This is a genomic window from Streptomyces cylindrosporus, assembly GCF_022698165.1.
GTDB lineage: Bacteria > Actinomycetota > Actinomycetes > Streptomycetales > Streptomycetaceae > Streptomyces > Streptomyces cylindrosporus.
The window spans coordinates 497,381-521,402 of sequence record NZ_JALDAY010000005.1; the positions used below are offsets into that span (position 1 = coordinate 497,381).

A 24,022-nucleotide genomic window follows, 5' to 3' on the forward strand; every position below is an offset into this window, starting at 1 on the left:
CGTATCGACGAAAGGCACTGATGTGATCGCCAACCTGGTTCAGCTGGCGGCCGAGGAGAAGCAGAACCCCCTCGTCCCGCCGGGCCCCGAACTGCTCGTCGGCACCATCGCCTTCGCCATCGTGTTCTTCTTCTTCTGGAAGAAGCTGCTCCCGAACATCAACAAGGTTCTGGAGGAGCGCCGCGAGGCGATCGAGGGTGGCATCGAGAAGGCCGAGGCCGCTCAGGTCGAGGCCCAGAGCGTTCTCGAGCAGTACAAGGCCCAGCTCGCCGAGGCCCGGCACGAAGCCGCGCGTCTGCGCCAGGAGGCGCAGGAGCAGGGTGCCGCGCTCATCGCCGAGATGCGCGCCGAGGGCCAGCGCCAGCGCGAGGAGATCGTCGCCGCCGGCCACGCGCAGATCGAGGCCGACCGCAAGGCCGCCGCGTCCGCGCTGCGGCAGGACGTCGGTCACCTCGCGACCGAGCTGGCCGGCAAGCTCGTCGGCGAGTCCCTCGAGGACCACGCCCGCCAGAGCCGTGTCATCGACCGCTTCCTCGACGAGCTCGAGGAGAAGGCCGAGGCCACCCGATGAACGGAGCGAGCCGCGAGGCACTGGCCGCCGCCCGCGAGCGTCTGGACGCGCTGACGGACTCCACGTCCGTCGACGCGGGCGCGCTCGCCGACGAGCTGGCCGCCGTCACCGCGCTGCTCGACCGCGAGGTGTCGCTGCGTCGGGTCCTGACCGACCCGGCGCAGGCCGGCGAAGCCAAGGCGGAGCTCGCCCAGCGTCTGCTCGGCTCGCAGGTCAGCGGCCCCGCCGGTGACCTGGTGGCCGGCATGGTGCGCTCCCGCTGGTCGCAGTCGCGCGACCTGGTGGACGCCCTGGAGGAGCTGGCGGACACCGCCGACCTCACCGCCGCGCAGCAGGCCGGCACGCTCGACGACGTCGAGGACGAGCTGTTCCGCTTCGGGCGGATCGTCTCCTCGAACACCGAGCTGCGGGCCGCGCTGACCGACCGCGCCGCCGCCACCGCGGCCAAGATCGAGCTGCTGCACCGGCTGCTCGGCGGCCGTGCGAACGCGACGACCGAGCGTCTGGTCACGCGCCTTGTGACCGCGCCCCGGGGACGTAGCCTGGAGTCGGGACTGGAGTCCCTGTCCAAGCTCGCCGCCGAGCGCCGCAGCCGCCTGGTCGCGGTCGTCACCTCGGCGGTGCCGCTGGGCGACGCGCAGAAGCAGCGCCTGGGCGCCGCTCTCGCGAAGCTCTACGGCCACACGATGCACCTCAACATCGACGTGGACCCCGAGGTCCTCGGCGGGATCCGGGTGCAGGTCGGCGACGAGGTCATCAACGGCTCGATCGCGGACCGCATCGAGGACGCCGGCCGCCGCCTGGCGGGCTGAGCCCGCCGAGCTGGGCTGAGCAGCAACTTCATAGCAGTACGTACTTACGACGGCCCTGGTTGGGCCGTACATGAAGAATCCTGGGGGTCGCCCCCAGACCCCCAAAGTGAAACTTCGGGCCCAACAAGGAGAGCAGGGAACCCAGATGGCGGAGCTCACGATCCGGCCGGAGGAGATCCGGGACGCGCTGGAGAACTTCGTCCAGTCGTACAAGCCGGACGCGGCCTCGCGCGAGGAGGTCGGTACGGTCACCCTTGCCGGCGACGGCATCGCGAAGGTCGAGGGTCTGCCCTCGGCCATGGCCAACGAACTGCTGAAGTTCGAGGACGGCACCCTCGGCCTCGCGCTGAACCTGGAAGAGCGCGAGATCGGCGCCATCGTCCTCGGTGAGTTCAGCGGCATCGAGGAGGGTCAGCCGGTGCAGCGCACCGGTGAGGTCCTCTCCGTCGCGGTCGGCGAGGGCTACCTCGGCCGTGTCGTCGACCCGCTCGGCAACCCGATCGACGGCCTCGGCGAGATCGAGACCAGCGGTCGTCGTGCCCTTGAGCTGCAGGCCCCCACGGTCATGCAGCGCAAGTCGGTGCACGAGCCGATGGAGACCGGCTACAAGGCCGTCGACGCGATGACCCCGATCGGCCGCGGCCAGCGCCAGCTGATCATCGGTGACCGCCAGACCGGCAAGACCGCCCTGGCCGTCGACACCATCATCAACCAGCGCGACAACTGGCGCTCGGGCGACGTGAACAAGCAGGTCCGCTGCATCTACGTCGCCATCGGCCAGAAGGGCTCGACCATCGCGTCGGTCCGCCGCGCCCTGGAGGAGAACGGCGCGCTGGAGTACACGACCATCGTCGCCGCCCCCGCGTCCGACCCGGCCGGCTTCAAGTACCTCGCGCCGTACACCGGTTCGGCCATCGGCCAGCAGTGGATGTACGAGGGCAAGCACGTCCTCATCATCTTCGACGACCTCTCGAAGCAGGCCGACGCCTACCGCGCCGTGTCCCTGCTGCTGCGCCGCCCGCCGGGCCGTGAGGCCTACCCGGGTGACGTCTTCTACCTGCACTCCCGTCTGCTGGAGCGCTGCGCGAAGCTCTCCGACGACATGGGCAAGGGCTCGATGACGGGTCTGCCGATCGTCGAGACCAAGGCCAACGACGTCTCGGCGTTCATCCCGACCAACGTCATCTCCATCACCGACGGCCAGTGCTTCCTGGAGTCGGACCTGTTCAACGCCGGTCAGCGCCCCGCGCTGAACGTCGGTATCTCCGTCTCCCGAGTCGGCGGCAGCGCGCAGCACAAGGCGATGAAGCAGGTTTCCGGCCGACTGCGCGTCGACCTCGCCCAGTTCCGTGAGCTGGAGGCGTTCGCCGCCTTCGGTTCCGACCTGGACGCCGCGTCGAAGGCGCAGCTGGAGCGCGGTCAGCGCATGGTCGAGCTGCTGAAGCAGTCCCAGTACCAGCCGATGTCCACCGAGGACCAGGTCGTCTCCGTCTGGGCCGGCACCACCGGCAAGATGGACGACGTGCCGGTCGCCGACATCCGCCGCTTCGAGAAGGAGCTCCTGGAGTACCTGCACCGCAAGGAGCAGGGCCTCATGACCTCCATCCGCGAGGGCGGCAAGCTGTCGGACGACACCCTCACCGCTGTTGCCGACGCGATCGCCGACTTCAAGAAGCAGTTCGAGACCTCGGACGGCAAGCTTCTCGGCGAGGACGCCCCGGCCGCCGCCAAGTGACGTAAGGAAGGGACCTGACTCATGGGAGCCCAGCTCCGGGTCTACAAGCGTCGCATCCGATCCGTCACCGCGACCAAGAAGATCACCAAGGCGATGGAGATGATCGCCGCCTCGCGCGTCGTCAAGGCGCAGCGCAAGGTGGCGGCCTCCACGCCGTACGCGCAGGAACTGACGCGTGCGGTCACGGCGGTCGGTACCGGCTCGAACACCAAGCACCCGCTGACCACGCAGGCCGAGACGGTCACGCGGTCCGCGGTGCTGCTCCTGACGAGCGACCGTGGTCTCGCCGGTGCCTTCAACTCCAACGCCATCAAGGCCGCGGAGCAGCTGACCGAGCGTCTTGAGGCCGAGGGCAAGGAGGTCGACACGTACATCGTCGGCCGCCGCGGTCTGGCCCACTACAACTTCCGCGAGCGCAAGGTCGTGGAGTCGTGGTCGGGCTTCACCGACGAGCCCACGTACGCGGACGCGAAGAAGGTCGCGGCCCCGCTGATCGAGGCCATCGAGAAGGAGACGGCCGAGGGCGGCGTGGACGAACTCCACATCGTCTTCACCGAGTTCGTCTCGATGATGACGCAGACGGCGCTCGACGACCGCCTGCTGCCGCTCAGCCTCGAAGAGGTGGCTCAGACAGGATCATCAGCGGCTGCCGCCGCGGGCGCCCCCAAGGGCGAGATCCTTCCGCTGTACGACTTCGAACCCTCGGCGGAGGACGTCCTCGACGCCCTGCTGCCGCGCTACGTGGAGAGCCGTATCTACAACGCGCTGCTCCAGTCGGCCGCCTCCAAGCACGCCGCCACGCGGCGCGCGATGAAGTCGGCCACCGACAACGCGGGCGAGCTGATCACCACGCTCTCCCGACTTGCCAACGCGGCCCGCCAGGCCGAAATCACCCAGGAAATCAGCGAGATCGTCGGTGGCTCCGCAGCCCTGGCCGACGCGACCGCGGGGAGTGACAGGTAATGACGACGACAGTTGAGACGGCCGTTGCCACGGGCCGCGTCGCCCGGGTCATCGGCCCGGTCGTCGACGTGGAGTTCCCCGTCGACGCGATGCCCGACATCTACAACGCTCTGCACGTCGAGGTCCTCGACCCGGCGAAGGAGGGCGAGAAGAAGACGCTGACCCTGGAGGTCGCCCAGCACCTGGGTGACGGCCTGGTCCGCACCATCTCCATGCAGCCCACCGACGGTCTGGTCCGCCAGGCCCCGGTCGTGGACACCGGCTCCTCGATCACCGTGCCGGTCGGCGACTTCACCAAGGGCAAGGTGTTCAACACCCTCGGTGAGGTGCTGAACGTCGACGAGAAGTACGACGGCGAGCGCTGGGGCATCCACCGCAAGGCGCCGAACTTCGACGAGCTCGAGTCGAAGACCGAGATGTTCGAGACCGGCGTCAAGGTCATCGACCTTCTCACCCCGTACGTCAAGGGTGGAAAGATCGGTCTGTTCGGCGGTGCCGGCGTCGGCAAGACGGTGCTCATCCAGGAGATGATCTACCGCGTCGCCAACAACCACGACGGTGTCTCCGTGTTCGCCGGTGTCGGTGAGCGCACCCGTGAGGGCAACGACCTCATCGAGGAGATGTCGGACTCCGGCGTCATCGACAAGACCGCCCTGGTCTTCGGTCAGATGGACGAGCCCCCGGGCACCCGTCTGCGCGTCGCGCTGGCCGGCCTCACCATGGCCGAGTACTTCCGTGACGTCCAGAAGCAGGACGTGCTGTTCTTCATCGACAACATCTTCCGCTTCACGCAGGCCGGTTCCGAGGTGTCGACCCTGCTCGGCCGTATGCCCTCCGCGGTGGGCTACCAGCCGAACCTGGCCGACGAGATGGGTCTCCTCCAGGAGCGCATCACCTCGACCCGTGGTCACTCGATCACCTCGATGCAGGCGATCTACGTCCCCGCGGACGACCTGACCGACCCGGCCCCGGCCACCACCTTCGCCCACCTCGACGCGACGACGGTTCTGTCCCGTCCGATCTCCGAGAAGGGCATCTACCCGGCCGTGGACCCGCTGGACTCCACGTCCCGCATCCTGGACCCGCGCTACATCGCGCAGGACCACTACGACGCCGCCATGCGCGTCAAGACGATCCTGCAGAAGTACAAGGACCTCCAGGACATCATCGCGATCCTCGGTATCGACGAGCTCGGCGAGGAGGACAAGCTCGTCGTCCACCGTGCCCGTCGCGTGGAGCGCTTCCTGTCCCAGAACACCCACGTCGCCAAGCAGTTCACCGGCGTCGACGGGTCGGACGTCCCGCTGGACGAGTCGATCGCGGCCTTCAACGCGATCTGCGACGGCGAGTACGACCACTTCCCGGAGCAGGCGTTCTTCATGTGCGGTGGCATCGAGGACCTGAAGGCCAACGCCAAGGAGCTGGGCGTCTCCTGAGCCTCGTGCTCGGCTGAGGGGGCGGGGTACGTCCCGCCCCCTCTTCCACGCCCACTAGACTTGTAACCAACACCCGGCCGAACCGCCGGGTGGTGACCCGAGGAGCCACCTTGGCTGCTGAGCTGCACGTCGCGCTGGTCGCGGCCGACCGAGAGGTCTGGTCCGGCGAGGCCACCCTGGTCGTCGCGCGCACCACGTCCGGCGACATCGGCGTCATGCCCGGTCACCAGCCGCTGCTCGGTGTGCTGGAGTCGGGCCCGGTGACCATCCGTACGAGTGATGGTGGAACGGTCGTCGCCGCGGTGCACGGCGGTTTCATCTCGTTCGCGGACGACAAGCTGTCGCTGCTGGCCGAGATCGCCGAGCTGTCGGACGAGATCGACGTCCAGCGCGCGGAGCGCGAGCTGGAGCGGGCGAAGGCGGAGGGCGATGCCGCCGCCGAGCGTCGCGCGGACGTACGACTTCGTGCGGCGGCCACGCGCTGAAGTCGCGCGGAGCTGTATGACGTCACTCAGCCGCGATCGGAACCGGAGCAATCCGGAGCCGGTCGCGGCTGAGGCAGATATGGATGTTTTTTCCGTTCCGTTACCTGTATTCGGTACCTAGGAGACGAGGAGGTCGGTGTCGATGGTCCTCGCTCTGACTGTGTGCGGAATCGTCGTGGCCCTGGTGGTGCTGGGGCTGTTCGTCTTCGGGCTGCGCCGCAGACTCATCCAGCGCTCCGGGGGCACCTTCGACTGTTCGCTCCGCTGGGACGTCCCCGAGAAACCCGACACCTCCGGCAAAGGCTGGAGTTACGGGGTCGCCCGCTACAACGGCGACCGCATCGAGTGGTACCGGGTCTTCTCCTACGCCTACCGCCCCCGCCGCGTCCTGGAGCGCGCCGCGATCGAGGTGGCCGGCCGCCGCCTCCCCGAGGGCGAAGAGGAGCTGGCCCTCCTCTCCGACGCCGTGATCCTCACCTGCCTGCACCGGGGCACCCGCCTCGAACTCGCCATGAGCGAGGACGCGTTGACGGGTTTCCTGGCCTGGCTGGAGGCGGCTCCCCCCGGTCAGCGCGTCAACGTCGCCTGATCACGCTCCAGCACGCACACCGGGTGCGGCTGAGGGCTGACCGTCACGGTCATGTCCACCGGCGAGGCGGCCATGAGAGCCGCGGTCGCCGCCCCGACGAAGACTCCGGCCGTCGTCGCCGCCCTGGTCCTGACCGGCCGCCTGCCCGTGTGGGACCGTTGGGACGTACGGGACCTGCGTTTCATTCTTCCCCCCTGAATGAGCCATTCCGCTTGCTTGCTGAGATACAGGATGTTCCCGGTCAGGGGCCTGCCGCACCCGCCGACCTTCCTGACCGCGGGGCCGAACGGCCCCCCTCCGCGCACGCCTGGGGCGCGCGGCATGTGCCGCGCGCCCCAGGTTTGGATATGTGCCCAGGTTTGGATAGATGCGTCAGCTCAGGCCGCTGCTGATGGCGCTCACCAGCTCTCCGTTGCTGGTGTCGCCGCTGAACTCCCAGAAGAACGCGCCGCCCAGGCCCTGGGACTTGGCCCAGCTCATCTTTCCGGCGATGGTCGACGGGGTGTCGTAGGACCACCAGTTGCTGCCGCAGTGAGCGTAGGCCGTGCCGGCGATCGTGCCGGTGGCCGGACAGGACGTCTTGAGCACCTTGTAGTCCTCGATGCCCTGCTCGTACGTTCCCGCCGCCGCGCCCGTGGCCGTGCCGCCCGGCGCGTCCTGCGTCACGCCCGTCCAGCCGCGGCCGTAGAAGCCGATGCCGATCAGCAGCTTGCTCGCGGGGACGCCGATCGCCTTGTACTTGGCCATCGCGTCGGCCGTGGTGAAGCCGGCCTTCGGGATGCCGGAGTACGAGGTGAGCGGGGAGTGCGGGGCGGTCGGGCCCTGGGCGTCCCAGGCGCCGAAGAAGTCGTACGTCATCACGTTGTACCAGTTGACGTACTGCGCGGCGCCCGCGTAGTCCGCGGCCTCGATCTTGCCGCCGGAGGAGCCGTCGGCCGTGACGGCCGCGGTGACCAGGGCGGAGGAGCCGAACTTCGAACGCAGCGCGGACATCACGTTCTTGAAGGCCGCGGCCCCGCTGGTGTCGCAGGACAGACCGCAGGCGTTGGGGTACTCCCAGTCGATGTCGATGCCGTCGAAGACATCGGCCCAGCGGGAGTCCTTGACCAGGTTGTAGCAGGAGTCCGCGAACGCCGTCGGGTTGGCCGCGGCCTGCGCGAAGCCGCCGGACCAGGTCCAGCCGCCGAAGGACCAGATCACCTTGATGTTCGGGTACTTGGCCTTCAGCTCGCGCAGCTGGTTGAAGTTGCCGCGCAGCGGCTGGTCCCAGGTGTCGGCGACGCCGCTGACCGACTGGTCGGCGGTGAAGGCCTTGTCGTAGTCGGCGTAGGAGTCGCCGATCGCGCACTGGCCGTTGGTGACATTGCCGAAGGCGTAGTTGATGTGCGTGATCTTCGCCGCCGAGCCGGACGTCACCAGGTTCTTGACGTTGTAGTTGCGGCCGTAGATGCCCCACTCGGTGAAGTAGCCGAGCTTGACCTTGTCGCCGGTGGTCGGCGGCGGGTCGGTGGTGCCGCCGGTGGTGTGGACCGCGACGGAGCCGCTGACCGGGCCGGTCTGGTCGGCGGTGTCACGGGCCTGGACGGTGTAGGAGTAGTCGGTGCCGGCGGTCAGGCCGGTGTCGGTGTACGAGGTCGCGGTGACCGTCGAGACGACCTTGCCGTCGCGCAGGACGTCGTAGTTCTTGACGCCCTTGTCGTCCGTGGCCGCCGACCAGGACAGCTTGACCGACGTGTCGGTGACGGAGGAGGCGGTCGGGGTGCCCGGCGCGGAGGGGGCCGCGTCGCCCGGGACCGTCGTGCCGTCACAACTGTCGCCGTTCAGCTTGCAGTTGCTCGGTGAGCCCGAGCCGGCGCCGTTGAAGCCGAAGGAGACCGAGGCGCCCGGCGCGATGGAGCCGTTGTAGGACTTGTTCTTGGCGGTCCAGTGGGTGCCGGAGGACGTCACGTCCGCGTCCCAGGCCGAGGTCACGGACGTACCGGAGGGGAAGTCCCACTCGATCGTCCAGGAGCTGATGGCCGTGGTGCCGGTGTTCTTCACCGTCCACTTGCCCTCGAAGCCGGTGCCCCAGTCCTGGGTCTTGGCGTAGGTGGCGGTCGCGGTGGTCGCGGCCTGGGCGGGGCTCGCGAGGCCGACCAGACCGGCCAGCGGGAGCAGCAGCGTGGCGAAACCTGCCGCGGCTCTGTGTCTGAAGCGCATGCCGCGCCTCCTTGGGGGTTGGGGGCATGACTGAGCCTTCACGCCCACGGTGCCGCGAGAATAGAAAGGTCTGGACCACCGGTCAATAGGTCTGGACCACCTGTCGGGAAGTTCGGCTAGATCCCCAACTCCTGCGCCAGGACCGCCGCTTGGACCCGGCTGCGCAGCCCGAGCTTCCCGAGCAGTCGGCTGACGTGCGTCTTCACCGTCGCCTCCGCCATGTCGAGCCGCGTCGCGATGTCCGCGTTGGACAGCCCCTCGCCGAGGCAGGACAGCACCTCGCGCTCGCGCCGGGTGAGCTCGTCGAGGATCGCCGGGTCCCGGGTCTGCCGTACCGGCTTGGCCGCGAACTCGGCGATCAGACGGCGGGTGACCGCCGGCGCGACGATCCCCTCTCCGCGCGCGACCGTCCGGACCGCCGCCAACAGGTCCTTCGCGTCGGTGTTCTTGAGCAGGAAGCCGGACGCGCCCGCGCGCAGCGCGCCGAACACGTACTCGTCGAGGTCGAAGGTGGTCAGCACGAGGACGTCGGCGAGCTGCTCGGCGACGACCTGCCGGGTCGCCGATACCCCGTCCAGGCGCGGCATCTGAACATCCATCAGGACCAGATCCGGCCTCAACTCCCGTGCCAGCGCCACCGCTTCCGCCCCGTCCGCCGCCTCCCCGACCACCTCGACGTCCGGCGCGCTGCGCAGGATCAGGACGAGTCCGGCGCGGACCGCGGACTGGTCCTCGGCGACGAGCACACGGATCACGGCCGGTCTCCTTCGACTCGGGTTCCTTCGACTCGGTTTCCTTGGACTCGATTTCCTTCGGTTCGGTCCCCTTCGGTGAGCGGAAGCGTCGCGCGCACGGCCCACAGCGCGCCCTCGGGCCCGGCCTCGAACGTGCCGCCCAGCAGCGCGGCCCGCTCCCGCATCCCCACCAGACCGGCACCGGAACCAGGGGCGCGCGGCCCGTCCCGATGGCCGTACGGGCTGGTCACGCGGACGTCGAGCGCGCCGTCGAGCCGGGTGAGCCGCACGGTCACGCGGCCGGGGCAGGCGTGCTTGAGGGCGTTGGTCAAGGACTCCTGGACGATGCGGTACGCGGCGAGCTCGACCGGCGCCGGGACCTCGCCCTCGTGCCCGGCCTCCAGCGTGACGTCGAGGCCATTGGCGCGGGCAGTGTCGACCAGGGCACCCAGGCCGTCGAGGGTCGGCACGGCGCTGGGCTCCTCGTCGCCGTCGCGCAGGATGCCGATCAGCCGGCGCATCTCGGCGAGCCCCTCGACGCTGTTCTCGCGGATGACGGAGAGCGCCTCGCGGGAGGTCGAGGGGTCGTCGATGGACAGCGCGGCCGTGGAGTGGATCGCGATAGCGGAAAGGTGGTTGGCAACCATGTCGTGCAACTCCCGTGCCATCCGGGCCCGTTCCGCGGTGACCGCCTGGCTGCGGTCCATCTCGGCGAGCAGCGCGGTCTGTTCGGCGCGCAGCCCGGCCGCCTCGGCGGCGTCACGGTGGTTGCGCACGATCCAGCCCGTGGCGGCGGGCCCGTACGCCACGACCCCCACGACCACACCGATCAGCAGCGCCTGCGGCACCCGCCACACCGCGAACGGCACCAGCGTCGCGGCCACCGTGAGCAGCCCGGTGATCCACTGGACGCGGCGGGCCGAGGCGAGCGGGCCGTACAGCACGGCCGCGTAGACCAGGTCGGTGAACATCAGGACCGTGGCCAGGTTGCCCTGGGTCACGAGGTCCGCGCAGATCGCGGCCGTGCCGGTCAGCAGGGCCACGCGAGGAGCCGACCGGCGCAGCAGCTCGCAGCCGGCCATGACGACGAGCGGCGGCAGGACCGGCCAGTTCCCGTCGAGGACGGTGATCGGGTCGTCGGACGGCCGGGTCGCCAGGCCGAGCCCCATCAGCAGCAGTCCGCCGAGCAGCCCGCCGACGGCGAGGTACACGTCGAAGCGGTGCGGGCGGGGGAGGGCCATGACTCCATCCAACACGGTGTCCGCGGCCCGCGCCTGATGCCCGGGAACGGTCCTGGACTGCATCTTTCGATGTACGGCGGGTTCCTCACCGCCGACGACGAAAGCGGCCGGGCGCGCCGGGAGCCTGGAAGGGTGACCGAGAGGAGCGTGCCGTGGTCGTCACGTTGATCATCGCCTGCGAGGTGGCCTTCTGGGTGCTGCTGGCCCTGGGCCTCGCCGTCCGCTACCTGCTGGGGTGGCGCCGCACCAGCGTGGCGATCCTGCTGTGCGAGCCGCTGCTGGAGCTGATCCTGTTCGCGGTGACGGCGACCGACCTGAAGAACGGCGCGGAACCCGGCTGGGAGCACGGACTGGCCGCGCTCTACATCGGCTACACCGTCGCGTACGGCCACTACACGATCCGCTGGCTCGACGGCCACGCGGCCCACCGCCTCGCGGGCGGCCCGCGCCCGCCGAAGCCGCCGCGCCACGGCATGGCCCGCGCCCGCCACGAGGGCGGCCTCTGGCTGCGCACCCTGCTCGCGGCCGCGGTCGCCTGCGCGCTGCTGCAGGCCGCGATCTGGTACGTCGGCGACGGCGACACCTCGTCCCTGCGGTCCTTCCAGCTGGTGGCGGTGCGCGCCCTGGCCGTCCACGGGATCGTCGCGCTCACCTACCTGATCTGGCCCAAGAAGGCGCCCGGGACCGCTGCCGTCCGCCGGGAGGAGGACCGTACGCTGACGAAACGATGAGCCAGGGAGGGGTGCATGAGCGAGGCGGAACGCCCGGGGGCCGTGCTGGTCGTGGACGACGACGCGGCCATCCGGCGCTCGCTGGAGCGCGGTCTGCGGCTGAGTGGCTTCCGGGTCCGTACGGCGGACGGGGGCCGCGAGGCGCTGGCCGCGATCCGGGACACCCCGCCGGACGTGCTGGTCCTGGACATCTCGATGCCCGGCATGAGCGGTATCGAGGTGTGCGAGCGGCTGCGCGGCGAGGGCCAGGACCTGCCCGTCCTCATGCTCTCCGCGCTCGACGAGACCGCAGACCGCATCGCCGGGCTCCAGGCGGGCGGCGACGACTACCTGGTCAAGCCGTTCGCCCTCCAGGAACTGGTGCTGCGCCTGCGGGCCCTGCTCCGCCGCCGCCCGCCCTCCGGCCGCGAGGTGCTGCGGGTGGCCGGTCTCGTGATCGACCCGGCGGCCCGCACCGCCGAGCGGGACGGGCGCCAACTGGAGCTCACTCGGCGCGAGTTCGAGCTCCTTGAGGTCCTCGCCCGCAACGCAGGCCTGGTCCTCACCCGGGACCGGCTCCTCGAACGGGTCTGGGGGTACGACTTCGACGTGCGCACCGACGCCGTCGACACCTTCGTCAGCTACCTGCGACGCAAGCTGGAGGCGGACGGCGGCACCCGGCTCGTGCACACCGTTCGCGGCGTGGGCTTCGTACTGAGGGAAGAGCCGTGAAGCTGTCCACCCGTATCGGGCTCGCGATCGGAGTCACCGTCCCGCTGCTGGTCCTCGCCTCCGGCTGGCTGCTGCTCCAGCTGGTCAACCACGATCTGCACAGCGCCGAGGACGACCACCTCCGCACCCGCGCCGCCGCCGTCGCTCAGGACGCCCGCGCCCTGCTGCGGGCCAGCGCGAACGGCCGCCCCAAGGCCGCCGACAACCGTGAACGGCTGCTGTACAGCGCCGCCCTCGACGTCGGCGTACGGGTCATCGGCCCCGACGCCACCTTCAGCGGCGGCCCCCAGCCGGACGACTCCGTGCCGCTCCCGGCCGAGGCGACGAACCCCGTCACCGTCCGGGACGGCGCCACCAGCTGGCGGGCCCTGTCCCGCCCGATCACCACCGCCCGCGGCTCCGGCACCCTCTGGGTGTTCGCGCCCAACGCCGCCGACCAGGCCCAACTCCGGCTCGTCCGGCGCCGGGTGGCCGTCACGACCCTGCTCGCCGTACCCCTGTCCGGCCTGCTCGCCTGGGGCATCGCCACCGGCGCGACCGGCCCGCTGCGCCGCCTGCGTCGCCGTACCGCCGGACTCGACCCGCGTACCAGCGCCACCCGGCTGCACCACGAGCCGACCGGAGTCACCGAGGTCGACGACCTGGCCGCCACCCTCCAGAAGGCCCTCGCCCGCTACGACGAACAGGCCGCCCGCACCGCCGAGGCCCTGGACACCGCCCGCTCCTTCTCCTCCGCCGCCGCCCACGAACTGCGCACCCCGCTCATGAGCATGGGCACCAACCTCGACATCCTCGCCGCCCACCCCGACCTCCCCGAACCCGACCGCACCGAGGTCCTCACCGACCTGCGCCACGAACACGCCCGGCTGCTCGGCCTGTTGGTGATGCTGCGCGAGCTGGGGCGGGGCGACCTCGTCGAGGCGGAAGCGCTGGGCGGCGTCGACCTCGCGGAGGTCGCCGACGCGGCGGTGGCCGAGGCCCGGCGCCGCGAGCCGGACGCCCGGATCACGCTGGACGCGGCACCCGGACTCACCGTCCACGGCTGGGAACCCGGCCTGCGGCTGCTCCTCGACAACCTGCTGGCCAACGCCCTGGCCCACGGCCGGGACGGGGCGGGCAGGGCGGGCGCGGAGGTCGGGGTGCGGGGCACGGAGGCGGAGGTCGTGATCACGGTCGACGACCGCGGGCCGGGCGTGCCGCCCGAGGAACGGGCGCGGATCTTCGAGCGGTTCCGGCGCGGGCCCGGCAGCTCGGGCTCGGGGCTCGGCCTCACGCTGGTCGCCCAGCAGACGGCGCTGCACCAGGGCCGCGTCACGGTCACCGACGGGCCGGGCGGGACCGGCGCGCGCTTCGAGGTGCGGCTGCCGCGGGGCGGCGGTGAACTGCCCGCGCACCGCGACTGGTTGATCGACACGGCAGGGAGAACAGCCGGGGCAACAGCCGGGACAAACCGGTCACAGAGTTTCCCCAAAGACGGTCCCTAGCTTCTGCTCTGCCGGGCGGACTACGGGGCCGCCCGGGGAACGGAGGCAGAGATGTACGTACGACGAAGGCTCCTCGTGGGGCTGGCCACGGCGGCACTCCTGGCGACCGGGACCGGCGTCGCGGCGGCAGAGAGCACCCCCGCCCCGGCGGGGACGCCCACCGGCGACGGCGCGCAGGCCCTCTGCAAGCGGGCGCCGAACATCGACCACCGCATCGACCGCGCGCTGAAGCGGCTGAACGCCGGGGCGGACAAGCGGGGTTCGATCGCCCGGCTCCAGCAGCGGGTGGACAACGCGAAGGCGGCGGGCCACAGCGAGATCGCCACGTATCTCCAGGACCGGCTGACCTTCCGCAAGTCGCTGGTGACGACCCTCCAGCAGCGGCAGAAGGACCTGGCCGACGTGCGGACCTGGTGCGACGACAACGACGGGGGCGCGAGCTGATGCGCACCCGGGCGACGGCGGCCGCGGTACTGCTGGCCGTCGGGCTCCTCGCGGGCTGCGCCCGGGAACACGGCACGGCGACGGACACGCCGGCCGGCTACTCGGAGATGCAGCAGAAGGTGGCCGCGGCCGAGTCCGCGCTGGCGCAGGCGGACAAGGACGCGGCCCAGGACGACAGCGACCACTGAGAAGAGGGGGGAGGGGCGGGGAGCGCCGCCGGGACGGTCAGCGCTCCCCGCCCGGCACCCACAGCACGTCCCCGACGTCCTTGTTCGCCGTGCGAGCCAGGATGAACAGCAGGTCCGACAGTCGGTTGAGGTAGGTCGCGGTGAGGGGGTTCATCACCTCACCGTGGACCTCCAGGGCCGCCCACGTGGAGCGCTCGGCCCGGCGTACGACCGTGCAGGCCTGGTGCAGCAGGGCCGCGCCCGGGGTGCCGCCCGGGAGGATGAAGGAGCGGAGCTTCTCCAGCCGCTCGTTGAAGCGGTCGCAGTCCGCCTCCAGCTTGTCGACGTAGAACTGCTCGACCCGCAGCGGCGGGAACTCCGGGTTCTCGACGACGGGCGTCGAGAGGTCGGCCCCGACGTCGAACAGGTCGTTCTGGACGCGGGTGAGGACCTTGACGATCTCCTCGTCCAGCCCGCCCAGCGCGATCGCCGTGCCGATCACCGCGTTCGCCTCGTTGGCGTCGGCGTACGCGGAGATCCGCAGGTCGGTCTTGGCGACCCTGCTCATGTCGCCGAGGGCGGTGGTGCCCTGGTCGCCGGTCCTGGTGTAGATGCGCGTCAGATTGACCATGAGGCCAGCGTAATTACGCTCCGGCCGTCCGGAACACGCGTGTGCCGACCGTCACGGCGAGCAGCGCGAAGCCGACGGCCACGAGAGCGCCGTACAGCATGTGATCCGTCCCGTACGAGCCGACGTACGCGTCCCGCAGCGCGTCCACCAGATAGCGCAGCGGCATGAAGTGCGACAGCACGTCCAGCCAGCCCGGCGCCAGGGTCATCGGCAGCATCAGGCCGGACAGCAGCATGGACGGCAGGGTCAGGGCGTTGACCAGGGGGCCGAACGACTGAGGTGTGTCGACCCTCATCGCCACGGCACAGGACAGCGAGCCGAGCGAGACCGTCAGCAGGCCGACGAACCCGAACCCGATCAGCACCCCGGCCAGCGGCGCCCGCAGCCCCATCGTCACGGCCGCCAGGACCAGCAGCACCGCCTGGAGGACGAAGACCGTGGCATCGCGCAGGACTCGCCCGAGCAGCAGCGCGAGCCGGCTCACCGGCGTCACCCGCATCCGCTCCAGCACCCCCTGGCCCTTCTCGACGATGACCGAGAATCCGGCGAACGAGGCCCCGAACAAGCCGAGTTGAAGGAGCAGCCCCGGCACCAGCAGCTGCCAGGAGCTGCCCCGCCCGCCGAGCGGCAGACCGGTCAGCAGCGGACCGAAGAACAACAGGTACAACAGCGGCATCAGCAGCCCGAAGAGCAGCGCCAAGCGCGAGCGCAGGGACTGGCGCAGATAGCGGCCGTAGATCAGCGCGGTGTCGTGAAGAAGCATCGATGCGGTCCTATACGGCTACGGGGGCGGTGTCGGCGGGAGCGGGGCCCCGGCCGGTGATCGCGAGGAACGCGTCCTGGAGCGAGGCGTCGATCGAGCCGCCGTACCGGAGCTTGAGCGCGCTCGGGGTGCCCTCCGCCGCGACCACACCCCGGTCGACGATCACCAGCCGGTCGGCGAGGGCGTCGGCCTCGTCCAGGTAGTGGGTGGTCAGGACGACCGTGGTGCCGTGCCGGTCGCGCAGACCGCGGACCAGGTCCCACAGGTCGGCGCGGCTGCCGGGGTCGAGGCCGGTGGTGGGTTCGTCGAGGAAGAGGACCTTCGGGCGGTGGGTGAGCGCCATCGCGATGTCGAGGCGGCGCCGCTGACCTCCGGAGAGGCTGCCGCACCTGCGGTCGAGCAGCTCGGTCAGGCCGAGTTCGCGCGCCAACTCCTCGGCGCGCTCGGACGCCTGAGCCCTGGTCAGCCGGTACAGGCGCCCCTGGGTGACCAGTTCCTCGCGTACGGAGATCTGCGGGTCGACGCCGCCCGACTGGGCGACGTATCCGCACGACCGGCGCACCCCCGCGGCGTCGGTCGTCAGGTCGTGGCCGGCGACGGTGGCTGCGCCGCCGGTGGGTTTCAGCAAGGTCGTGAGCATCCGCAGGGTGGTGGTCTTGCCCGCGCCGTTCGGCCCGAGAAGGCCGAGGATCTCGCCCTCGCGGACGGTGAGGTCGACACACCGCACGGCCTCGACCGGGCCGCGCTTGGTCTGGAAGGTGCGGGCCAGTCCGGCCGCGCTGATGACTGCCATGCCCGACAGAAAAACAGAGGTTCACCAATTTTGCAATGCCTCCAAAATTTCAGCGAGCCCAGGAAGGGCTAGGATCCGGACATGGCAGAGGGGCTCAGGGAGCGGAAGAAGCGCGAGACCAGGCAGCGCATCTCGGACATCGCCACGGGGCTGTTCCTGGAACACGGCTTCGTGACGGTCACGATCGCGGACGTCGCGGAGGCCGCCGACGTCTCCGTCAACACCGTCTACAACTACTTCCCCACCAAGGAGGACCTCTTCCTCGACCGCACCGCGGACGTCGTCGACCGGCTCGCGCGCTGGGTGCGCGGACGGGACGTGGGGGAGTCCGCCGCCGCGGCCGTGCTGCGGGAACTGCGCGAGGAGGTCCTGGCGGTCTCGCCCAGACTCGGACTGATGGAGGGTTACGACCGTTTCATGCGGGTCGTCCATGACGCGCCCCCGCTCCGGTCCCGGCTCTGGACCCTGCAGCAGGAGATCCAGGACAACCTGGAGGCCGCCCTGCGCGAGGAGACGGGCGCCGCCGCCGGCGACCCGCTGCCCGGCCTGATCGCCGGTCAGATCGGCTGGGCCCACCAGACGGTCGTGGCGACCATCGGCCGTGAGATGGTCGCCGGGCGCAATCCACGCGAAGTGTCACGAGAGGTACTGGCCCTTCTCGACGACATCGAGGAGCTGTTGGGCGAGAAGGTGCTCAACTACGCCGTCCGGGGCGATCGGTGAGCCGCCCCGGTGTGATGTCCGTCAGATGAGACGTGACGCGCATTACTTACCGGTCACACAGCACCGACAGAGCGCTAAGGTCCGCCGAAGAGGCAGACGTAAACAGCGTGTAAGGCGCTTCGAAGGGGAGTCGCAAACGTGGCACGGAAGCTTGCCGTCATCGGCGCCGGCCTGATGGGTTCCGGCATCGCCCAGGTCTCCGCGCAGGCGGGCTGGGAGGTGGTCCTCCGGGACGTCACCGACGAGGCTCTCAAGCGTGGCACCGACGGGATCAAGGCCTCGTACGACAAGTTCGTGAGCAAGGGGAAGCTGGAGGCGCACGACGCCGACGCCGCCCTCGGCCGCATCACCGCCACCACCGACCTGGACGCCGCCGCGGACGCGGACATCGTCGTCGAGGCCGTCTTCGAGAAGCTGGAGGTGAAGCACGAGATCTTCCGCGCGCTCGACAAGATCGTGCGCCCGGACACCGTGCTCGCCTCCAACACCTCCGCGATCCCGATCACCAAGATCGCGGCGGCCACCGAGCACCCCGAGCGGGTCGTCGGCGTCCACTTCTTCTCGCCGGTGCCGATGATGCAGCTCGTCGAGCTGGTCCGCGGGTACAAGACGAGCGACGAAACCCTCGCCACCGCGCGGGAGTTCGCCGAGTCCGTCGGCAAGACCTGCATCGTCGTCAACCGCGACGTGGCGGGGTTCGTGACCACCCGGCTCATCTCGGCGCTCGTCGTCGAGGCCACCAAGCTCTACGAGTCCGGTGTCGCGACCGCCGAGGACATCGACCTCGCCTGCAAGCTGGGCTTCGGCCACGCGATGGGCCCTCTGGCGACGGCGGACCTGACCGGCGTCGACATCCTGCTGCACGCGACCAGCAACATCTACACCGAGTCGCAGGACGAGAAGTTCGCGCCGCCGGAGCTGATGCGCCGGATGGTTGACGCCGGTGACATCGGACGCAAGAGCGGGCAGGGCTTCTACACGTACTGAACCACCGGTACGTCAAGCCACTGAAACCGCACAGACCCCAGGGGCCTCACCCTCTCGGGTGAATTCGGTATCGGTTCGCTTACAGACGGCAACCTGTTCGCCGCTGAAGCAGTCAGACGTTGCACAGCCACCGTCACGGAGTACGAGCACGCAACCGCACTCACGGGGAGCGCATATGCACATCAGGGGCGACCACGCCGAGCTGGTCGTCGGGGGCCGCCTCGACGTCCGCAGCGCGGCGGACGCCCGTACGGTCCTGCACACGGCCGTCGACGACGGAGTCGGCGACCTGGTGCTCGACCTGTCCGAACTGGACTCCTGGGACGCCACCGGACTCGGGGTGATCATGGGCGTCCACCGGCGGGCCGGCCGCTGCGGCCGGCGCCTGGTGCTGCGCGACGTACCGCCGCAGATGCAGCGCCTGCTGGTGGCCACCCGGCTGCACCGGATCCTGGCGATCGAGGGGGGCATCGGGGTGGAGTCTTTGCCCCGCGTATGACGTCGCGCGCAATCCTCACGAGACTGTGACGTCTCGGGCGGCGCGGTACCCCGGACTGTCGTAGATACTGTGCAAAGGTTTAAGGTTCGGTCGCCCGCTGCCCGACATCCCTGCGAGCGGGCCCGGACCAGAAGCGACAGCGCGGTGTGCAGCAAGGCCGGGAGGGGCTCGGCACACGACGCTTTTGGGGGGCTTGAACCTATGGACCCGAACAACCGGGGACCCGAGGAGTACGGCCATGACGGCGACGGCACAGCGCCGCGCCAGCGCCCGCCCAGGGACCCCCTCACACCCGACTTCGGACAGCACTCGCCCGCGCTCGCACGCACCGTGCAGCTCGTCTCGGGCGACTACCTGCTCACCGTCAATCCCGTCGACGGCAGCGAGATAGAGGCCTGCCCACCGGGCGAGCGCCCGGGCCGGCCCGAGAAGTTCACCGCCGCCGAGCGCGCCGAGGTGGACCGTGCGGCCAAGCCGCCCGTCCCACCGGGCCCCACGCAGCCGGTCCTGTCGCTCCTGGAGCGCCAGGACGAACGCGAGCGGCTGGTACGGCTGCTCGCCCGCGGCCGCTCGGTACGGCTCACCGGCCCCGCGGGCTCCGGCCGCACCGCCCTGCTCGACCTGGTCGCCGACGACTGCGGGGACCTCGCCCCCGACGGCGTCGTCCGCCTCAGCGGCTTCCACCGCACCGCCGACGACCTCCTGTACGACCTCTTCTACGCCGTCTACAACGCACCCCTGCACCGCCCGGAACGCGACGAACTGCTCGGATACGTCCGGGACATCGGCGCGGTCGTCGTCCTGGACGACATCGAGTTCGGCGGCGCCGCCCTGGACGAGCTGCTCGACGCGACGCCCGAGTGCGCCTTCGTCATCGGCACGACCCCCGACGTGGCCGCGCCCTCCGCCGACTCCGCGATCGAGGAGGTCTTCCTCGGCGGCCTGGAGCGCGCGGGCGGCGTGGAGATCATCGAGCGCGCCGTCGGCCGGGTGCTCACCGAGGAGGAGGCCAACTGGGCCGGCGACCTCTGGTTCGAGTCCGAGGGCCTGCCGCTGCGGTTCGTGCAGGCCGGCGCCCTGCTGCGGGAGCGCGACCGGCAGCGGGCCGGGGCCGGCGCCGTGGACGAGTTCGGCGTCTTCGCCGACGCGCTCCCGGTGGACGCGCCCTTCGACGCCCCCTTCGGTGCCGAGGACGGCGACGAGATACCCCTGCCCTCGCTCGGTGAGGCCGCGGCGCCCGCGCCGCTGCTCGCCTCCCGGCTCAGCGCCTCGGCCCGGGCCACCCTGCGGTTCGCCGTCGCGCTCGGCGGCGAGGTGCCGCACCAGGCCCATCTGCCGGCCCTCGTCGGCGACACACACGCGGACGCCGCCCTCGGCGAACTCGCCTCCTGCGGACTGGTCTCCCCGGTCGGCGCCCGCTACCGCCTCGCGGCGGGCGTGCTGCAGCAGCTGGAGGCGGCCGGGTACGGCGACGACGTCGACGCCCGCGCCCTGACTGCCGCCCAGCACTACGCCTGGTGGGCCGGACACCCCTCGGTCACCCCGGAGCGCGTCTGCGCTGAGGCCGACGCCCTGCTCGCCGCCCTCGGCGCGCTGGTGCCCGGCACGACACCGCCCGCCGAGGACGAGGAGAGCGTCACCGTCCAGCTGGCCCGCACGGCCGCGCCCGCCTTCGCCGCGGGCCTGCACTGGAGCGCCTGGGAGCGGGCCCTGCGGGGCGGCGCCGAGGCCTCCCGGCTGGCCGGCGAGGTGTCCGAACAGGCCTACTTCCACCACGAACTGGGCGTCCTCGCGCTCTGCGGCGGGGACTTCGACCGGGCCCGCTCCGAGCTGGAGACGTCCGTCGGGCTGCGCGGCGCGAGCGCCGACAAGCGCGGCACCGTCGCCGGGCGCCGCGCCCTCGCCCTGGTCGCCGACCGCACCGGCACTCAGCCGGGCCTCGGCTCCACCGCGGGCGAGGAGGTGCCGGACGCACGCTACGAGGAGTCGCAGTCGCCGCCCGGCGGTGTCCCCGCGGCCCTGCTGCCGCCCCGGCCGCCGTCCACCGGCGACTCCGCCACGATCGTCGTCAACCGGGCCGCCGCCGGGCCGTCGGGCGGGCCGTCGCCCAAGGCCCACCGGGCCGGCTTCCGCGGCCTCGCCCGGCGCAATCTCGTCGCGGCCGGCGCGGGCGCGCTCCTCGCGGCCGTCCTCGGCACGGTGGTGACCCTCGGCGCGACGTCCAACAACGACGCCAACACGCCGTCCGACAAGGTCGGCGTCAACCCGTCCGCGAGCCAGGGCGTCGACGACGGCTCCCTCGGCGCGGACGCGCCGAAGAACGGCGACGACAAGGGCGACACGGGTACGGCGACCAGCAGGCCGACGGACCCGGGCCCCGACGGCACGTACGGGACGTCGGACGACCCGACGCCGCCGTCGGACGGGAACACGCCGTCGGACAACCCGAGCGGTACGAAGGGATCGGGCGGTTCGTCGAGTTCGCCGTCCAAGTCGCCGACGACGAAGCCGTCGAGTTCGAGCCCGACACCCACCAAGTCGACCTCGCCGTCGCAGTCGACCTCGCCCTCGCCGAGCGAGTCGACCTCGCCGTCGCAGTCCGCGTCCGAGTCCCCGTCCACCTCCACCTCGGCCAGCGGCCCCGCCTCCAGCGCCCCCGCATCCTCCAGCGCCCCGGCGGAGACGAGCAGTTCGGCAAGCGCGCCCACGAGCGGCAGCTCGGGCCCGGTGATCTGAGGCCCGCGTACGCGTGAGGGCCGGGTCCGTCGCAACGGACCCGGCCCTCGTCCTCGTAACGGAACCGTCGTCAGAACAGCCGCAGCTTGTCGTCCTCGATGCCGCGCAGGGCGTCGTAGTCGAGGACCGTGCAGCCGATGCCGCGGTCCGTGGCGAGGACGCGGGCCTGGGGCTTGATCTCCTGGGCCGCGAAGATGCCGCGGACGGGGGCGAGGTGGGGGTCGCGGTTGAGGAGTTCCAGGTAGCGCGTGAGCTGTTCCACGCCGTCGATCTCGCCGCGCCGCTTGATCTCGACCGCGACCGTCTGCCCGTCGGCGTCCCGGCAGAGGATGTCGACCGGGCCGATGGCGGTCATGTACTCGCGGCGGATGAGCGTGTAGCCGTCCCCGAGGGTCTCGATGCGGTCCGCGAGGAGCTCCTGAAGGTGTGCTTCCACGCCGTCCTTGATCAGGCCCGGATCGACGCCGAGTTCGTGCGAGGAGTCGTGCAGGATCTCCTCCATCGTGATGATCAGCTTCTCGCCCGCCTTGTTGACGACGGTCCAGACGCCTTCCTCGTCGCCCGAGCCCTCCTTCAGCGTGCAGGGCGGGGACATCCAGTTCAGGGGCTTGTAGGCGCGGTCGTCCGCGTGGATCGACACACTGCCGTCCGCCTTCACCAGGATCAGGCGGGGGGCTGCGGGGAGGTGGGCGGTGAGCCGGCCCGCGTAGTCGACGGAACACCGGGCAATGACGAGACGCATGGTCGGCAACGCTACTCGACGGCCGAGGGTCGACGCGATTCGCCCCGGAAGTCCCGGGTCAACCCCTGTTCATTTGTGGCCGATTGTGTGCCCAAAGAGGGCTCCGCATGTACGCATTCTCCTGGTGCCGTCACCGTCGGTTGCCTACCGTAGTAAACGGGAGGTCGCGAGACGTGTACTGAGCGTGTTCGGTATCGCGAACTCCCTTATCTGTCCGGCAACCCCTGTCGATCACGGGGGTGCGAGAGGAGAACCCATGTCGCTCGACGTCTCACCGGCCCTACTCGAAAAGGCCGAGCGAGGCGAGGTCGACGAAGCAGAATTCGTCGACTGCGTCCGGACCTCCCTGCCCTATGCATGGGAGATGATCAGCTCCCTGGTGGCCCAGCTGAAGGTGGACGGCGGATCGTTCGCCGACAACCAGACGCCCCCGCCGGACGAGCAGGCACGCGGTCAGCTGCTGCGTGCGCTCGCGAGTGACGCGATACGCGGCGCGCTGCAACGGCACTTCGGTGTGCGACTGGCCTTCCAGAACTGCCACCGGGTGGCGGTGTTCCCGCTGGACGCCTCGGTCGATGAGACGCTGGCCCGCTTCACGTCGGTCCGCAGTCAGCTGCTCAACCAGTCTCCGGAGTTCCGGGACTGCTGAGCGGTAGCCGCTTTGCTTGCCGCTCCGTACGCGGGAGGTGCAACTAGTACTGGGGCGGCAAGCTCCATGCCGGGCAGCGCGGTTCGACAGAATCAGCCGAGGTGGGGGAGTACCTCGGCACCCAGCCGCCGTACGTTCTCCTCGGTGGCCGCCAGGTCTCCCGAGCCCTCGACCAGGAGGGCGAAGCGGGAGATGCCGGTCCGCTCGCTGGTCGCCGCGAGCCGGTCGGCGCACAGCCGCGGGGTGCCCACCGGGTGCAGTCCGCACAGCAGCTCGGTGTAGGCCAGCGGGTCGCGCATCTGCCGGGCCCGGCCGTCCACCGTGACATGCGCGTCCAGCCCCTGCCTCAGCCAGCCCGGCATCGCCTTCGTCAGCGCCTCCACCGCGTCCGTGCGCCGGTCGGCGATCTGGCAGACCCCGGCCGAGACGTGCGCCGCGTCCAGGACCCGCTCCGGCGGATGCCCGGCGGCCCGCGCCGACTGCCGCCACAGCGCGACCATCTCGGCCTTCTCCTCGTCTCCCACATGCATCCCGAGCAGCATCGGCAGCCCGCGCTCGGCGGCCAGCCGCACACTCGCCGGGGAGGTGCACGCGACGACGACCTCCGGTCCCGCCGCCTCCGACAGGGACTCCGACGGCCTTGGTACGACGGGCACTTCACGGAAGCTGAAGCGCTCGCCCGCGGCCGAGACCGAGGGTTCGCGCAGCCAGCGCACCAGCAGATCGAGTGATTCCGGGAACCCCTTCTCGTACGCCGCGAGACCCGAGCCGAACACCTCCAGGTCGACCCAGGGCCCACCGCGCCCCACGCCCAGCGAGAAGCGCCCGCCGGAGGTGATGTGCAGCAGCGCGGCCTGCTCGCCGAGCGCGACGGGGTGGACGGTGGGCAGCACGCTGACCGCCGTACCGACCCGCAGCCGGCTGGTGCGTCCCAGCAGTAACGCCGCCAGGGTGATGGCCGACGGGCAGGTCCCGTACGGCACGAAGTGGTGCTCGGCCAGCCAGACCGAGTCCAGACCGGCTTCCTCGGCGACCTCGGCGGAGCGGACCGCGCGGTGCAGTGCCTCCCCCTGGCCCTGTCCCGGGAACTGGGCCGCCAACACGAAACTTCCAACGCGCATTGCTTTTCCTGCTTCCTTGGCTCCGACGCGGAGCTCCCCCGACGGGCATAACCGTGTGACACGTGCCGAGGTCACG

26 protein-coding genes are annotated in these 24,022 nt (G+C 70.8%); 18 read left to right on the forward strand and 8 right to left on the reverse strand.

The features are described 5' to 3' along the window. Positions 1–22 precede the first annotated feature (22 nt). The 8 genes from MQP27_RS18605 (at position 23) to MQP27_RS18640 (ending at position 6,789) form a co-directional block, all read left to right on the forward strand. Complete coding sequence (locus tag MQP27_RS18605) at positions 23–571, forward strand: F0F1 ATP synthase subunit B (RefSeq protein WP_058923150.1); 549 nt, start codon at positions 23–25, stop codon at positions 569–571. After that, on the forward strand, positions 568–1,383 hold the full coding sequence (locus tag MQP27_RS18610) for a F0F1 ATP synthase subunit delta (protein WP_242766307.1): 816 nt from the start codon (positions 568–570) through the stop codon (positions 1,381–1,383). The genes MQP27_RS18605 and MQP27_RS18610 overlap by 4 nt, the downstream gene beginning before the upstream one ends. Before the next feature lie 145 nt (positions 1,384–1,528). Then, positions 1,529–3,118: a F0F1 ATP synthase subunit alpha gene (gene atpA / locus MQP27_RS18615; protein WP_242766308.1), complete on the forward strand. Its 1,590-nt coding sequence runs from the start codon at positions 1,529–1,531 to the stop codon at positions 3,116–3,118. A gap of 21 nt (positions 3,119–3,139) precedes the next feature. Further along, positions 3,140–4,081 carry a F0F1 ATP synthase subunit gamma gene (locus MQP27_RS18620; protein ID WP_242766309.1) on the forward strand — a complete coding sequence of 314 codons (942 nt, stop codon included), beginning with the start codon at positions 3,140–3,142 and terminating at the stop codon, positions 4,079–4,081. Further along, complete coding sequence (gene atpD / locus MQP27_RS18625; RefSeq protein ID WP_242766310.1) at positions 4,081–5,517, forward strand: F0F1 ATP synthase subunit beta; 1,437 nt, start codon at positions 4,081–4,083, stop codon at positions 5,515–5,517. Before MQP27_RS18620 ends, atpD begins: the two co-directional genes overlap by 1 nt. 110 nt (positions 5,518–5,627) lie before the next feature. After that, complete coding sequence (locus MQP27_RS18630) at positions 5,628–6,002, forward strand: F0F1 ATP synthase subunit epsilon (protein ID WP_242766311.1); 375 nt, start codon at positions 5,628–5,630, stop codon at positions 6,000–6,002. 142 nt (positions 6,003–6,144) lie between these two features. Further along, entirely contained in the window at positions 6,145–6,591 is a 447-nt protein-coding gene (locus MQP27_RS18635) for a DUF2550 domain-containing protein (protein ID WP_242766312.1), read from the forward strand. Between the two features lie 51 nt (positions 6,592–6,642). Next, the gene (locus tag MQP27_RS18640) at positions 6,643–6,789 is read left to right on the forward strand and encodes a hypothetical protein (RefSeq protein WP_242766313.1); all 147 of its coding nucleotides are present in this window, start codon (positions 6,643–6,645) and stop codon (positions 6,787–6,789) included. 174 nt (positions 6,790–6,963) lie between these two features. On the opposite strand, the gene MQP27_RS18645 is transcribed toward MQP27_RS18640, so the two are convergent. From MQP27_RS18645 to MQP27_RS18655, 3 genes are all read right to left on the reverse strand, one after another. After that, positions 6,964–8,790, reverse strand: a complete 1,827-nt coding sequence (locus MQP27_RS18645) for a glycoside hydrolase family 18 chitinase (RefSeq protein ID WP_242766314.1) — start codon at positions 8,788–8,790, stop codon at positions 6,964–6,966. 116 nt (positions 8,791–8,906) lie between these two features. Continuing rightward, a complete protein-coding gene (locus MQP27_RS18650; RefSeq protein WP_242766315.1) occupies positions 8,907–9,545 on the reverse strand; it encodes a response regulator in 639 nt (212 codons plus the stop codon). Next, a complete protein-coding gene (locus MQP27_RS18655) occupies positions 9,542–10,765 on the reverse strand; it encodes a sensor histidine kinase (RefSeq protein WP_242766316.1) in 1,224 nt (407 codons plus the stop codon). The genes MQP27_RS18650 and MQP27_RS18655 overlap by 4 nt, the downstream gene beginning before the upstream one ends. Before the next feature lie 152 nt (positions 10,766–10,917). On the opposite strand from MQP27_RS18655, the gene MQP27_RS18660 reads away from it, so the two are divergent. Genes MQP27_RS18660 through MQP27_RS18680 form a run of 5 tightly spaced genes read left to right on the forward strand, consistent with a single transcriptional unit; the run spans position 10,918 to position 14,323 of the window. Then, positions 10,918–11,496, forward strand: coding sequence for a hypothetical protein (locus MQP27_RS18660; protein ID WP_242766317.1), 579 nt, complete (start codon positions 10,918–10,920; stop codon positions 11,494–11,496). Between the two features lie 15 nt (positions 11,497–11,511). Next, positions 11,512–12,207 (forward strand): response regulator transcription factor, encoded by a 696-nt coding sequence (locus MQP27_RS18665; protein ID WP_242766318.1) that lies wholly within the window; start codon positions 11,512–11,514, stop codon positions 12,205–12,207. Next, positions 12,204–13,691, forward strand: coding sequence for a sensor histidine kinase (locus tag MQP27_RS18670; protein ID WP_242766319.1), 1,488 nt, complete (start codon positions 12,204–12,206; stop codon positions 13,689–13,691). Before MQP27_RS18665 ends, MQP27_RS18670 begins: the two co-directional genes overlap by 4 nt. Before the next feature lie 51 nt (positions 13,692–13,742). After that, positions 13,743–14,135, forward strand: a complete 393-nt coding sequence (locus tag MQP27_RS18675; RefSeq protein WP_242766320.1) for a hypothetical protein — start codon at positions 13,743–13,745, stop codon at positions 14,133–14,135. Continuing rightward, on the forward strand, positions 14,135–14,323 hold the full coding sequence (locus MQP27_RS18680; RefSeq protein WP_242766321.1) for a hypothetical protein: 189 nt from the start codon (positions 14,135–14,137) through the stop codon (positions 14,321–14,323). The genes MQP27_RS18675 and MQP27_RS18680 overlap by 1 nt, the downstream gene beginning before the upstream one ends. Positions 14,324–14,360: 37 nt before the next feature. Here the strand turns inward: MQP27_RS18680 and MQP27_RS18685 are convergent, their stop codons facing one another. From MQP27_RS18685 to MQP27_RS18695, 3 genes are read right to left on the reverse strand one after another with little or no spacing between them, the layout of a single operon-like run. Continuing rightward, positions 14,361–14,933, reverse strand: a complete 573-nt coding sequence (locus MQP27_RS18685) for a cob(I)yrinic acid a,c-diamide adenosyltransferase (RefSeq protein ID WP_242766322.1) — start codon at positions 14,931–14,933, stop codon at positions 14,361–14,363. Between the two features lie 13 nt (positions 14,934–14,946). Beyond that, positions 14,947–15,696 (reverse strand): ABC transporter permease, encoded by a 750-nt coding sequence (locus MQP27_RS18690; RefSeq protein ID WP_242766323.1) that lies wholly within the window; start codon positions 15,694–15,696, stop codon positions 14,947–14,949. Between the two features lie 10 nt (positions 15,697–15,706). Continuing rightward, positions 15,707–16,489 (reverse strand): ABC transporter ATP-binding protein, encoded by a 783-nt coding sequence (locus MQP27_RS18695; RefSeq protein ID WP_242766324.1) that lies wholly within the window; start codon positions 16,487–16,489, stop codon positions 15,707–15,709. An 81-nt stretch (positions 16,490–16,570) separates the two neighbouring features. Here MQP27_RS18695 and MQP27_RS18700 point away from each other — a divergent pair, with 81 nt between their 5' ends. From MQP27_RS18700 to MQP27_RS18715, 4 genes are all read left to right on the forward strand, one after another. Next, positions 16,571–17,212 carry a TetR/AcrR family transcriptional regulator gene (locus tag MQP27_RS18700; protein ID WP_242766325.1) on the forward strand — a complete coding sequence of 214 codons (642 nt, stop codon included), beginning with the start codon at positions 16,571–16,573 and terminating at the stop codon, positions 17,210–17,212. Between the two features lie 138 nt (positions 17,213–17,350). Further along, complete coding sequence (locus tag MQP27_RS18705; RefSeq protein ID WP_242766326.1) at positions 17,351–18,199, forward strand: 3-hydroxyacyl-CoA dehydrogenase family protein; 849 nt, start codon at positions 17,351–17,353, stop codon at positions 18,197–18,199. Between the two features lie 175 nt (positions 18,200–18,374). Next, positions 18,375–18,698, forward strand: a complete 324-nt coding sequence (locus MQP27_RS18710) for an STAS domain-containing protein (RefSeq protein WP_242766327.1) — start codon at positions 18,375–18,377, stop codon at positions 18,696–18,698. A gap of 201 nt (positions 18,699–18,899) precedes the next feature. Continuing rightward, positions 18,900–21,434 (forward strand): P-loop NTPase family protein, encoded by a 2,535-nt coding sequence (locus MQP27_RS18715; RefSeq protein WP_242766328.1) that lies wholly within the window; start codon positions 18,900–18,902, stop codon positions 21,432–21,434. 70 nt (positions 21,435–21,504) lie between these two features. On the opposite strand, the gene nucS is transcribed toward MQP27_RS18715, so the two are convergent. After that, the gene (gene nucS / locus MQP27_RS18720; protein WP_242766329.1) at positions 21,505–22,176 is read right to left on the reverse strand and encodes an endonuclease NucS; all 672 of its coding nucleotides are present in this window, start codon (positions 22,174–22,176) and stop codon (positions 21,505–21,507) included. Between the two features lie 256 nt (positions 22,177–22,432). On the opposite strand from nucS, the gene MQP27_RS18725 reads away from it, so the two are divergent. Beyond that, on the forward strand, positions 22,433–22,825 hold the full coding sequence (locus MQP27_RS18725) for an SCO5389 family protein (RefSeq protein WP_097269047.1): 393 nt from the start codon (positions 22,433–22,435) through the stop codon (positions 22,823–22,825). A 92-nt stretch (positions 22,826–22,917) separates the two neighbouring features. Here MQP27_RS18725 and MQP27_RS18730 read toward each other — a convergent pair whose 3' ends face one another. Further along, positions 22,918–23,946, reverse strand: coding sequence for an LLM class flavin-dependent oxidoreductase (locus MQP27_RS18730; RefSeq protein ID WP_242766330.1), 1,029 nt, complete (start codon positions 23,944–23,946; stop codon positions 22,918–22,920). Positions 23,947–24,022 lie beyond the last annotated feature (76 nt).